Source organism: Acidovorax sp. SUPP2825, assembly GCF_030158995.1.
In the GTDB taxonomy this organism is placed as follows: domain Bacteria; phylum Pseudomonadota; class Gammaproteobacteria; order Burkholderiales; family Burkholderiaceae_C; genus Paracidovorax.
Map to the genome: position 1 here is coordinate 107,978 of NZ_BQXK01000011.1, position 11,719 is coordinate 119,696.

Annotated in this window: 13 protein-coding genes; 3 read left to right on the forward strand and 10 right to left on the reverse strand. The window is 66.2% G+C overall.

What is annotated here, in order from left to right; genetic code table 11:
* Positions 1-115: 115 nt before the first annotated feature.
* From AVAK2825_RS15260 to AVAK2825_RS15280, 5 genes are all read right to left on the reverse strand, one after another.
* Positions 116-802 (reverse strand): pentapeptide repeat-containing protein, encoded by a 687-nt coding sequence (locus AVAK2825_RS15260; protein WP_284400340.1) that lies wholly within the window; start codon positions 800-802, stop codon positions 116-118.
* 21 nt (positions 803-823) lie between these two features.
* Positions 824-1,165, reverse strand: a complete 342-nt coding sequence (locus AVAK2825_RS15265) for an SMR family transporter (RefSeq protein WP_284400343.1) — start codon at positions 1,163-1,165, stop codon at positions 824-826.
* Positions 1,162-1,788 carry a TetR/AcrR family transcriptional regulator gene (locus AVAK2825_RS15270; protein WP_284400345.1) on the reverse strand — a complete coding sequence of 209 codons (627 nt, stop codon included), beginning with the start codon at positions 1,786-1,788 and terminating at the stop codon, positions 1,162-1,164. The genes AVAK2825_RS15265 and AVAK2825_RS15270 overlap by 4 nt, the downstream gene beginning before the upstream one ends.
* A 102-nt stretch (positions 1,789-1,890) precedes the next feature.
* A complete protein-coding gene (gene rng / locus AVAK2825_RS15275) occupies positions 1,891-3,378 on the reverse strand; it encodes a ribonuclease G (protein WP_284400347.1) in 1,488 nt (495 codons plus the stop codon).
* A gap of 76 nt (positions 3,379-3,454) precedes the next feature.
* Positions 3,455-4,072 (reverse strand): Maf family protein, encoded by a 618-nt coding sequence (locus AVAK2825_RS15280; RefSeq protein WP_284400500.1) that lies wholly within the window; start codon positions 4,070-4,072, stop codon positions 3,455-3,457.
* 116 nt (positions 4,073-4,188) lie between these two features.
* Here AVAK2825_RS15280 and AVAK2825_RS15285 point away from each other — a divergent pair, with 116 nt between their 5' ends.
* Positions 4,189-4,821 carry a GNAT family N-acetyltransferase gene (locus AVAK2825_RS15285; protein ID WP_284400349.1) on the forward strand — a complete coding sequence of 211 codons (633 nt, stop codon included), beginning with the start codon at positions 4,189-4,191 and terminating at the stop codon, positions 4,819-4,821.
* 21 nt (positions 4,822-4,842) lie between these two features.
* Here AVAK2825_RS15285 and rlmH read toward each other — a convergent pair whose 3' ends face one another.
* The 5 genes from rlmH to AVAK2825_RS15310 form a co-directional block, all read right to left on the reverse strand.
* The gene (rlmH, locus tag AVAK2825_RS15290; RefSeq protein WP_284400351.1) at positions 4,843-5,310 is read right to left on the reverse strand and encodes a 23S rRNA (pseudouridine(1915)-N(3))-methyltransferase RlmH; all 468 of its coding nucleotides are present in this window, start codon (positions 5,308-5,310) and stop codon (positions 4,843-4,845) included.
* A gap of 19 nt (positions 5,311-5,329) precedes the next feature.
* Positions 5,330-6,133: a ribosome silencing factor gene (gene rsfS, locus AVAK2825_RS15295; RefSeq protein WP_284400354.1), complete on the reverse strand. Its 804-nt coding sequence runs from the start codon at positions 6,131-6,133 to the stop codon at positions 5,330-5,332.
* A gap of 194 nt (positions 6,134-6,327) precedes the next feature.
* Complete coding sequence (gene hemF / locus AVAK2825_RS15300; protein ID WP_284400356.1) at positions 6,328-7,293, reverse strand: oxygen-dependent coproporphyrinogen oxidase; 966 nt, start codon at positions 7,291-7,293, stop codon at positions 6,328-6,330.
* Positions 7,293-8,573 (reverse strand): phosphoribosylamine--glycine ligase, encoded by a 1,281-nt coding sequence (purD, locus tag AVAK2825_RS15305; protein ID WP_284400358.1) that lies wholly within the window; start codon positions 8,571-8,573, stop codon positions 7,293-7,295. The genes hemF and purD overlap by 1 nt, the downstream gene beginning before the upstream one ends.
* Before the next feature lie 82 nt (positions 8,574-8,655).
* The gene (locus tag AVAK2825_RS15310) at positions 8,656-9,375 is read right to left on the reverse strand and encodes a YebC/PmpR family DNA-binding transcriptional regulator (protein ID WP_284400361.1); all 720 of its coding nucleotides are present in this window, start codon (positions 9,373-9,375) and stop codon (positions 8,656-8,658) included.
* An 81-nt stretch (positions 9,376-9,456) separates the two neighbouring features.
* Here AVAK2825_RS15310 and AVAK2825_RS15315 point away from each other — a divergent pair, with 81 nt between their 5' ends.
* Positions 9,457-10,965 (forward strand): helicase HerA-like domain-containing protein, encoded by a 1,509-nt coding sequence (locus AVAK2825_RS15315; protein WP_284400364.1) that lies wholly within the window; start codon positions 9,457-9,459, stop codon positions 10,963-10,965.
* Positions 10,966-11,003: 38 nt separating this feature from the next.
* Complete coding sequence (locus AVAK2825_RS15320) at positions 11,004-11,705, forward strand: glutathione binding-like protein (protein WP_284400366.1); 702 nt, start codon at positions 11,004-11,006, stop codon at positions 11,703-11,705.
* The last annotated feature ends 14 nt before the right edge of the window (positions 11,706-11,719 follow it).

Here is an 11,719-nt window from a genome sequence, read left to right on the forward strand (position 1 = left end):
CCGCGCGAAAACCAGCGAATTCAGTCGGCAAGCCAGTTCCACAGGCAAGGCGCGACCAGGAGGCTGGCGCGCATTCGATGGCTTGCCAAAAGCGCTGATGGCCCGCCCCGCCCGTTCAGCCCACGCGGACGCCCAGGCCACCGATGAGTGCAGCGGCCTGATCCATCGACAGCATCGCACCCTTGAACGATTGGGCCACATTGGTCACCGTCAGGCCGCCCAGGTCCACCGAGCGCAGGTCCGCGCCGTCGAAGCGCGCATTCTTCAGGTTCGCATCCCGCAGGCTGCCGCCTTCGAAGACCGCGTCGCGGAAATCGCATCCAGCCAGGTCGGCTTCGGACAGATCCAATTGCTCCAGGCTGCGCTTGCGGAACGAAAGGCCGCGCAGGTCCGCGCCCACCAGTCGGCACTGGTGAAACTCCAGCCCCAAGGTGGTCGCCTGATTGAAATGCGCCCCTGTCAGCTTGGCCTCGGTGAACAGCACGCCCGCCAGCTTGGTGCCGGTCCAACGCGTGTTGTTGAAATCGCTGCTGCACAGCCGGGCGCCGGACAGATCGGCCAAGCTGAAATCCGCTTGCCGCGCCTTGCAATCGAGCCAGCGCGAATCCGCCAGCATCGCCTTCTCGAAGCGGGTCTCGGCGAAGGTGCAATCCAGGAACCGGGCACCGCCCAGGTCCAGGCCGGAAAGGTCTTCTCCGTCGAACCGGCAGTGCTCGAACGCCAGCGGGCCATGCGGCCCTGCGAGGGCCGCCACCAGCGCACCGCGCGAAAAAACCTGGTCGCTGAAAAGCGCGGAATCCATGTCGGAACGGGCCATCACGATTCAATGCCCCGTGCTCTTGGAAAAGAGATTGACCACCAGCACCCCCGCGATGATCAGCCCCAGGCCGACCATCGCCGGCGCATCGAGCCGCTGCCGAAACACCACCCAGCCCACCACCGAAATCAGCACAATGCCAACGCCCGACCAGATGGCATAGGCGACCCCCACCGGAATCGTCTTCAAGGCCAGCGAGAGTGCATAGAACGAGGCGGCATACGCCACCCCGGTGATCAGGCTGGGCACCAGGCGAGTGAATCCGTCCGACGCCTTGAGCGCGGTGGTGCCCACCACCTCCAAAGCGATGGCCAGTCCCAAGATGAGATAGCTGGGATGCACGATCATGGCGCGGTTCCTTGGGTGAGTTCGAGCAGAAGGGAAAGAAGGCGATCTTTGCGGTCTGGCGGCGTGCCGTAGACATCCAGCAACCGATCGAACCAGAAGCCGTCGGCCGCCAGGCGGCACAGGAACAAGCGGTCCGCGGCGGCGGGGTCGGCACGGTCCTCAGCCAGCAGGGCGCGCATCTTGGCGCTCCAGCGCTCGCGGCAGGCCGGCAACGCCAGAGCCAGCAAGGCAATGGCACGCTGCGTGACGCGCTCTTCGGCAGTCTGGCCGCCTTGGAAACAGGTCTTTAGGTAGGCCCGCGCATGCCGCCCTGGAGCTTCGGGCTCGGATTTGAATGCCGCGGCGTAGAACACGTCGAATGCATCGAACAACTGATCGCACAGCGCATCCAGCAGCGCTTGCTTGGTGCGAAAGTGGTGCTGCAAGCCGCCTTTGGTCACACCGGCACGGTGCGCGACGGCGTCCAGAGTGACCGCTTCCGGGCCATCCTGCACCAGCAGATCGGCCGCCACGGCAAGTAACTGGTTTCGCACCCACTCGGGTTGTTTCAGGCGTTTATGGGCTTCAGACATACATACAAACCATCCAGATGGATTGTTTATTATGGCGTCGGCATCCACCATGGCGCTATCGATTCCTTGTGTTTTCCGGGGCTGATCCAGGGGCCGCTTGACCGCGCCCCGATAAGGATTGCAAGTTGGCTGGTGGGGCGGCAAGCCCGCTTCTCAGAGCAGCACGATGTCGTACTGCTCCTGCCCCACCGCCGTTTCCGCCTGCAACGAGATGGGCTTTCCGATGAAGTCCGACAGCCCCGCCAGATGCTGGCTCTCCTCGTCGAGGAACAATTCCACCACGCGCGGCGAGGCGACCACACGAAACTCGCGCGGGTTGAACTGGCGCGCCTCGCGCAAGATTTCGCGCAGGATGTCGTAGCACACGCTGCGCGCGGTCTTCACAATGCCTTTGCCCTGGCAATGCTCGCAGGGTTCGCACAGCATGTGGGCCAGGGATTCGCGGGTGCGCTTGCGCGTCATCTCGACCAGGCCCAATTGCGAAAAGCCCCCGGCCATGGTCTTAACCCGGTCGCGAGCAAGCTGCTTCTTGAACTCCGCGAGCACGGCCTGCTGATGGTCTTCGCGCGCCATGTCGATGAAGTCCGCAATCACGATGCCGCCCAGATTACGCAGCCGCAGTTGTCGCGCGATGGCCTGCGCCGCCTCCAGGTTGGTCTTGAAAATGGTGTCGTCGAAATTGCGGGCGCCCACATAGCCGCCCGTGTTCACATCGATGGTGGTCAGGGCTTCGGTCTGGTCCACGATCAGGTAGCCGCCCGACTTCAGATCGACGCGCCGGCCCAGGGCGCGGCCGATTTCCTCGTCGATGCCATACAGGTCGAAGATGGGCCGCTCGCCCTTGTACAGCTGCAGCTTCGGCGCCGCAGCCGGCATGAACTCGTGGCCGAAGGCCTGCAGCGCGGAAAACTGTTCGCGCGAGTCGATGCGGATGGTGGCCGTTTCCTCCCCCACCAGATCGCGCAGCACGCGCTGCAGCAGGCTCAGGTCCTGGTGCAGCAGCGACATGGGTGGCAGGCGCAGCGAGGCGTCCTTGATGCGCGCCCAGGTCTTGCGCAGGTAGGCGATGTCTTCGGCCAGTTCGGCGTCGGTGGAGTCTTCCCCATTGGTGCGCAGGATGAACCCGCCGCCGCCTCCCGACGCCTTGTCGCCCACCAGTGCCTGAAGCCGCCCACGCAGGGCATCGCGCTCGTCGGCGGGGATCTTCTGCGACACGCCCACATGGTCGTCCTGGGGCAGAAACACCAGCAGCCGTCCCGCAATGCTGATCTGCGTGGACAGGCGCGCGCCCTTGGTGCCGATGGGGTCCTTGATGACCTGCACCATGAGCGACTGACCTTCGAACACCTGTTTCTCGATCGGCACCGGTGGCTCGCCCTTGCGCGCGAACATGGGTGCCTCGCCGCCTTCCTGCCGGTGCCACACGTCCGCCACGTGCAGGAACGCCGCGCGCTCCAGGCCGATGTCGATGAATGCCGACTGCATGCCGGGCAGCACGCGCGAGACCTTGCCCAGATACACGTTGCCCACCAGGCCCCGCTCCAGGGTGCGTTCCACGTGCAGTTCCTGCACCGCGCCGTGCTCGACCACCGCCACGCGGGTTTCTTGGGGGGACCAGTTGATCAGGATGTCTTGTTGCATGGGGTCGGAAAAAAGTGGCCACCCATGATGCCTGAAACCCGCCTGCATGGCGGGCTCACCGAACCCACATCGCCATTCAGTCGCGCAGCATGCCGGCCGAGCGCAGCAATTGCGCCGTCTCGAACAAGGGCAATCCCATGATGCCGGTATAGCTGCCGGCCAGGTGCGACACGTACTGCGCCGCGGGCCCCTGGATGCCATACGCGCCGGCCTTGCCCATGGGCTCGCCGCTGTCCACATATGCCGCGATCTGGGCGGGCGTGAGAGTAGCAAAGGTCACTTTCGAGACCGACAGCGCGAGCGACCGGGTTTCGCCGTGCTGCAAGGCCACCGCAGTGAGCACGCGGTGCGTGCGCCCCGACAACTCGCCCAGCATGCGGCGCGCGTCGGCGGCATCCTCGGGCTTGCCGTAGATCGTGCGGCCGCAGGCCACCGTGGTGTCCGAGCAAAGGATGGGCGCATCCGGCAACCCGCGCCGGGCACGGCGGGCTACGGCCGCATCGAGCTTGAGCCCCGTGACGCGCTGCACATAGCGGGCGGGCGGCTCGCTGGCCAGCGGCACCTCGATGGCCTCTGCGTCTTCGGCCACATCGCCATCGGCATTGGGCAGCAGCAGTTCATGGCGAACCCCCAACTGATCGAGCAGTTGGCGGCGGCGCGGGCTTTGGGATGCAAGATAGATGAAGGAAGGAATAGAGGACGGCACGGGGCGCGAGGATAGCCGATCGCTCTCGCTGTGCCGCTTCGGTTCGCCGTCGGCTGCTTCGGGAACCGGCGGCCCTGCGCTGCCGGCCTTTTCAAGAATGGCGCATGACCTTCTTTCCCACATTGGAGACACCGCGGCTCAGGCTGCGCAAGATGGTGGCGGCCGATGCGCCGACCATGCTCGCCATGCATGCGGATGCGGATGCGGAGTCGAGGCAGTGGGCCGGCTACAACGCGATCCATGACCTGGAGGGTGCGATGGATTTCGTGAACTGGGCCGATCAGTTGACGCAGCGGCCCGTCCCGGGGTTCTGCTGGGCCATCGAGCGCAAGGACGAGCCGGGCATGATCGGGCAATGCAACTTCACGCAATGCGACGCCGCCACGCTCAGCGCCGCGCTGGGCTATGAACTGGCGGCGCCCTACCAGGGCCGGGGCTTCATGAACGAAGCGATCGGCAGGGTGCTGAACTGGTGCTTCCTTCATCTCCAGCTGATGCGCATCAGCGCCACGGTGCATCCCGACAACCTGCCATCGATCCGCATGCTGCAGCGCTGGATGTTCCAGCGGGAAGGGCTGCTGCGCAGTGCAGGATTCTGGAGCGGACGGCACCATGATCTGCTGTCCTTCAGCCTGCTGGCCACGGAGTTCGCGCCCGCCTATGCCCTGCAGGCGCAAGGACAAGCCGCCACCCTTAGCGCAACGGCTGCACGGGCCGAAGAATTGGCCGAGGCCTGACACCGCCGGGTCGTCAGCCGCTTATTCGCGGTGGTAGGGGTGCCCCGCGTTCACCGACCACGCCCGGTAAAGCTGCTCGATCAGCAGCACCCGCACCATGGCGTGCGGCAAGGTCAGGTCGGACAGGCGTATGCGCTCGTGCGCAGCCTGCCGAAAGGCGGGGTCCAGGCCATCGGGTCCGCCGATGACCAGGGCCACGTCGTCGCCTCCCAATTGCCAGCCTTTGAGGCGCTCTGCGAGGGCTTTGGTGGTGAGGGACGTGCCCCGCTCGTCCAGCGCCACCACGCGGGTGCCGCGGGGTATGGCCGTCTCGATGCGCTCACGCTCGGCGGCGTAGAGCGTCTCCAGCGTCTTGGAGCCGCGCGGCTCGGTCTTCACCGCCTTGAGCTCGACCTTCAGTTCCGGAGGAAACCGCTTGGCGTAGTCGTCGTAGGCCGTCTGCGCCCAGTCGGGCACCCGCTGGCCCACGGCCACGATCAGCAACTTCATCGATCGCTCAGGCGCTGGTTCAGCCCCTGCGGGTCGGCGACTTCTTGGCGGCGGGGCGCTTGGCCGCCGTCTTCACGGTGCCAGCACGGGGCGCCGCCTTGGGGGCCGCAGCGGCGGTGGAGCGGCACGGAGCCTTTTTGGCGGCGGGCTTGCCCGCCGTCTTCTTGGCGATGGGCTTGACCACCAGGGTCTTGATGGGCGCCTTGGCCGCCGTCTTCGCGGTCGTCTTTGCAGGCGCGGCCTGCTTCACGGCGCCACGGCCGGCCGGCTTTCCGGTCGTCTTGGCTGCAGTCTTGGCCGGGGCTTTCGCAGCGGGGGCCTTGGCGGCGACCTTGCTCACGCCGGGCTTGCGGGCGGGTTGTTCGGGAGCGGCGGCGGCCTTCTTGGCGGCGGGCTTTTTCTTCGCAGTGCCTGCCGCGCCTTCCACGGCCTTGGGTTTGGCAGCGCCGAGCTTCAGGCGCACGGGGGTATCGCCCCAGATCTCTTCCAGGCGGTAGTACTGGCGGATGGCCGGCTGCATGATGTGCGCCACGGCGGCGCCGCAGTCCACGATGATCCACTCGCCGTTGTCCTCACCCTCGATGCGGGGCTTGCCGAAGCCCGCTTCACGCACCGCATCGCGCACGCTGGCCGCCAGCGCCTTGGTCTGGCGGTTGGAGGTGCCCGAAGCCACGATCACGCGCTCGAACAGCGGCGAGAGGTGCTCGGTGTTGAACACCTGGATGTCTTGCGCTTTGACGTCTTCCAGGCCATCGACGATGGCGCGCTGGAGCTTGGTGACGTCTTTTTTGGCAGCGGATTCCGATTTGGAGGAGGTGGTCATCAGGCGTTTGTCTAAAAAGGATGGGGCCAATACTAGCGTGCAACCCGGGCATCGGCCAATGCGGCGGGCCCGGGTGGCGATTCGGCCATCCCGCGCACATCAAGGGTGTTTTTGGCCTTCGGCGCTCATGGCATGAGCGCGAGCAGCTATTGAAATTATAGCTTTCGGCCTTTTTGCGAACGCACGGGCTGGGTTCAGAGCCAGTCCCGCCGCACCAGAAAGCGCCGTGTGAGCTCAGCCTCGGGCGAGCCCGGAGCCTCCTGGCGCTGGTACGACCAGCCCGCCATGGGCGGCATCGACAGCAAGATCGATTCGGTGCGCCCGCCCGACTGCAGGCCGAAGTGCGTGCCCCGGTCCCACACCAGGTTGAACTCCACATAGCGACCGCGCCGGTAGCACTGGAACTCGCGTTGCCGATCACCGAACGGGATCGCCTGGCGCCGATGCACGATGGGCAGGTAGGCGCCCAGGAACGCGTCCCCCACGGACTGCACCATGCCCAGGCTGCGCTCGAAGCCCAGCTCGGAAAAGTCGTCGAAGAAGATGCCGCCCACGCCACGCTGCTCGTTGCGGTGCTTGAGATAGAAGTACTCGTCGCACCAGCGCTTGAAACGCAGGTACAGGCCCTCGCCGAAGGGGTTGAGCGCATCGCGGCAGGCGCGGTGAAAGTGCACCGCGTCTTCCTCGAAACCGTAGTAGGGCGTGAGGTCCATGCCACCGCCGAACCAGCACACCGGAGCGCCTTCGGCCGGAGCCGCCACGATCATGCGCACGTTCATGTGCACCGTGGGCACATAGGGGTTGACCGGGTGGAACACCAGCGATACCCCCATGGCCTCGAACGGCGCGCCAGCCAGCTCGGGCCGGTGCTGCGTGGCCGATGGCGGCAGCGTGGCGCCCCGCACGTGCGAGAAGCCGCAGCCCGCGCGCTCGAACACGCGGCCGCCCTCCAGGATGCGGGTGATGCCGTCGCCCTGCAGCGGTTCGCCCGGCGCCTTGCGCCACGCATCGTTCAGGAACCGGCCACCGCCACGCGCCGCGGGCCCTTCGATCTCTTCCAGGGCCGAGGTGATGCGTGCCTGCAGCCCTTCCAGGTAGGCCCGCACGCGGCTGGCCGTGTCGGCCGCGTTCAGGGCAAGCGCCGGTGCGGGTGCCGCCATCAGCTCTTCACCGCGCGATGGCCGATGTCGCGGCGGTACTGCGCGCCATCGAAATGGATGCCACGGGCCACGTCGTACACGCGCTGCTGCGCCTGCTTCACGCTGTCGGCCAGCACGGTCACGCACAGCACGCGTCCGCCCGTGGTGTGCGGCACGCCGTCCTTCAGCGCCGTGCCGGCATGGAACACCATGGCTTCGTCGGCGTCCGCAGGCAGGCCCGTGATCGCATCGCCCTTGCGCGGATCTTCCGGGTAGCCGTGCGCGGCCATCACCACGCCCAGCGCGGTGCGGCGGTCCCATTGCAATTCGACCTGGTCGAGCTTGCCGTCCACCGCGGCGCCCAGCACATCGACGAAATCGCTCTTGAGGCGCATGAGGATCGGCTGCGTCTCGGGGTCACCCATGCGGCAGTTGAACTCCAGCGTCTTGGGGTGGCCGGTCGAATCGATCATCAGGCCGGCGTACAGGAAGCCCGTGTATGGAATGCCATCCTTTTCCATGCCACGGATGGTGGGCAGGATGATCTCGCGCATGGCGCGGGCGTGCACGTCAGCGGTGACCACGGGCGCGGGCGAATACGCGCCCATGCCACCGGTGTTGGGGCCCTGGTCGCCGTCCTTCAGGCGCTTGTGGTCCTGGCTGGTCGCCAGGGCGGTGACGTTCTTGCCGTCGCACAGCACGATGAAGCTGGCTTCCTCGCCTTGCAGGAACGCTTCGATCACGACGCGTGCGCCGCCTTCGTTGTGCGTCACGCCGTACTTGTTGTCCACCAGCATGAAGTCCACCGCGTCGTGGGCCTCCTGCAGCGACATGGCCACCACCACGCCCTTGCCGGCCGCCAGGCCGTCGGCCTTGATGACGATCGGGGCGCCCAGCCGCTCCACGAAGGCATGGGCCGCCGCCGGGTCGGTGAACGTGTCGTAGTCCGCCGTGGGAATGCCATGGCGGCGCATGAAGGCCTTGGAGAACGCCTTGGAGCTTTCGAGCTGCGCGGCAGCCTTCGTGGGCCCGAAGATGCGCAGCCCATGCGCGCGGAATTCGTCCACCACGCCGGCGGCCAGAGGCGCCTCGGGGCCGACCACGGTCAACGCGATCTTCTGGTCGTGCGCCCAGGCGCGCAGTTCGCGCACATCGGTGATGGCCACGTTCTCGAGCTTGGGGTTCAGGGCCGTGCCGCCGTTGCCCGGCGCCACATAGACCTTCGTGACCTTGGGAGACTGCGAAAGCTTCCAGGCCATGGCGTGTTCACGGCCGCCGCCGCCAATCACAAGGACTTTCATACCGGACTCCGATGGGCCGCTGGCGGCAGGCAGGTGGGCCCTTCGGCGGGCAGGGATCGATTGCAGAGGTTCAGGCTCATGTTCATAAGGCAGCGTTGTGATAGACCTCTTGCACGTCGTCCAGGTCTTCCAGCACGTCGAGGAGTTTTTGCATGCGCGCGGCGTCGTCGCCTTCGAGCTCGATGGTGTTTTCGGCGCGCATGGTGACCTCGGCCACCTCGGGCACCAGGCCGGCGGCCTCCAGCGCGTTCTTCACCGCTTCGAAATCGGCGTAGGCGGTGAGCACTTCGATGGCGCCGTCCTCGCCCGTGACCACATCCTCCGCGCCGGCCTCCAGGGCGACTTCCATCACCTGGTCCTCGCTGGTGCCGGGTGCGAAGATCAGTTGGCCGCAGTGCTTGAACTGAAAGGCCACGGAGCCTTCGGTGCCCATGTTGCCGCCATGCTTGCTGAAGGCGTGGCGCACTTCGGCCACGGTGCGCACGCGGTTGTCGGTCATGGTGTCCACGATGATGGCCGCACCGCCGATGCCGTAGCCTTCGTAGCGGATTTCCTCGTAGCTCACGCCCTCGGCATTGCCGGTGGCCTTGTCGATGTTGTACTTGATGCGGTCGGCCGGCATGTTCGCGGCCTTGGCCTTCTCGATGGCCAGACGCAACCGGGGGTTGGCAGAGACATCGCCCCCGCCCGCCCGTGCCGCCACCGTGATCTCTCGAATGATCCGGGTCCAGATCTTGCCGCGCTTTTCATCCTGCCGACCTTTGCGGTGCTGGATGTTTGCCCATTTGCTGTGTCCTGCCACAGGAGTCCTTCTGGTATTGATTTAATCTACTGCCCGCGATTTTACTTTTGACGCATCCACCCCACTCCGCACCCTGACGCCATGGCCGAACCTCTTCTCATTGCCAAGCACGGCACCACCGAATGCCACCTGCTGCCCGGCCTGGCCAACCGCCACGGCCTCATCACCGGTGCCACCGGCACGGGCAAGACGGTCACCCTGCAGACGCTGGCCGAAGGCTTCTCGCGCATCGGGGTGCCGGTGTTCATGGCCGACATCAAGGGCGACCTCACCGGCATCAGCCAACCGGGCAGTATCGGCGACAAGCTGGCGGCCACGCTCAAGGAGCGTGACCTTCCGCTGCCGGAGCCCCTGGCCTGCCCCACCACCTTGTGGGACGTGTTCGGCCAGCAAGGCCACCCGGTGCGCGCCACGGTGTCCGACATCGGCCCGCTGCTGCTGGGCCGCATGCTCAACCTGAACGAAACCCAGCTGGGCGTGCTCAACCTGGTTTTCAAGATCGCCGACGACAACGGACTGCTGCTGCTCGACCTCAAAGACCTGCGGGCCATGCTCCAGTACGTCGGCGACAACGCCAAGGAATTCACGACAGGGTACGGCAATATCAGCGCCGCCAGCGTAGGCGCGATCCAACGGGGCCTGTTGCAGATCGAGCAACAAGGCGGCACCCAGTTCTTCGGCGAGCCCATGCTCGACATCAACGACCTCATGCAGACGGTGGACGGGCGAGGCATCGTGAACATCCTGGCCGCCGACAAGCTCATGAATTCGCCGCGCCTGTATGCCACCTTCTTGCTGTGGATGCTGTCGGAACTGTTCGAGCAGTTGCCCGAGATCGGCGACCCGGAAGTCCCCAAGCTCGTCTTCTTCTTCGACGAGGCCCACCTGTTGTTCAACGAAGCGCCCAAGGTGCTCGTCGAGCGCATCGAACTGGTGGTGCGGCTGGTGCGGTCCAAGGGCGTGGGCGTGTATTTCGTCACCCAGAACCCGCTCGACATTCCCGACAGCGTCCTGGCCCAGCTGGGCAACCGCGTGCAGCACGCGCTGCGCGCCTTCACACCGCGCGATCAGAAAGCGGTGAAGGCCACGGCCACCACCATGCGCCAGAAACCGGGCCTGGACATCGAAACCGCCATCACCGAACTGGCGGTGGGCGAGGCGCTGGTGAGCTTCCTGGACGCCAAGGGCCGGCCCAGCGTGACCGAGCGCGTGTTCGTGCTGCCCCCTGCCAGCCAGTTGGGGCCCATCACGCCCGCCCAGCGCCAGGCGTTGCTGGCCGGTTCGCTCGTCGCCGGCGTGTACGAGAAAGCCGTGGACCGTGAATCCGCCTACGAAAAGCTCCAGGGCCGCACCGAAGCCGCCGCCACGGCGCCCGCCAGCACGAAGGGCGCCACCACCGATGGCGCGGGCGGCGGTGTCATGGGCGGGCTGAACGACGTGCTGTTCGGCTCGACCGGCCCGCGCGGCGGCAAGCACGACGGGCTGGTGCAGACCATGGCCAAATCCGCCGTGCGCACCATGGGCACCTCGCTGGGCAAGGAAATCCTGCGCGGCGTGCTGGGCAGCCTGTTCGGCGGCCGCAAGCGTTGAGGGATCCGCTCTCGCCAGAAAACCCAAGGAACCCTGCCATGATCGACCTGCACTACTGGACCACGCCCAACGGCCACAAGATCACCATGTTCCTCGAAGAGGCCGCATTGCCTTACCGCGTGCTGCCCGTGAACATCGGCCGGGGCGAGCAGTTCCAGCCCGACTTCCTGCGCATCGCGCCCAACAACCGCATTCCCGCCATCGTGGACCATGCGCCCACGGGGGGCGGCGAGCCCATATCAGTGTTTGAGTCCGGCGCCATCCTGCTGTACCTGGCCGACAAGACGGGAAAGTTCGTTCCCCAGGACCTGCGCGGCCGCACCGAAGCCCTGCAGTGGCTGTTCTGGCAGATGGGCGGCCTGGGGCCCATGGCGGGGCAGAACCACCACTTCACGCAATATGCGCCGGAGCCCATCGCCTACGCGATCGACCGCTACGTGAAGGAAACCGGGCGCCTGTATGGCGTGCTGGACAAGCACCTGTCCGATGGGCGCGAGTACATCGCCGGCACGTATTCCATCGCCGACATGGCCTGCTACCCCTGGATCGTTCCGCACGAGCGTCAGCGGCAGAACCTCAAGGACTTCCCGCACCTGGCGCAGTGGTTCGAACGCATCCGCGAGCGCCCCGCCACCGTCAGGGCGTACGACCTGGTCCAGCGCATCAACACCGCCCCCACCGTGGACGAAGATGCGAAGAAGGTGCTGTTCGGGCAGGACGCCAGCACCGTGCGGCGCTGAAACCGCCAGCGCCT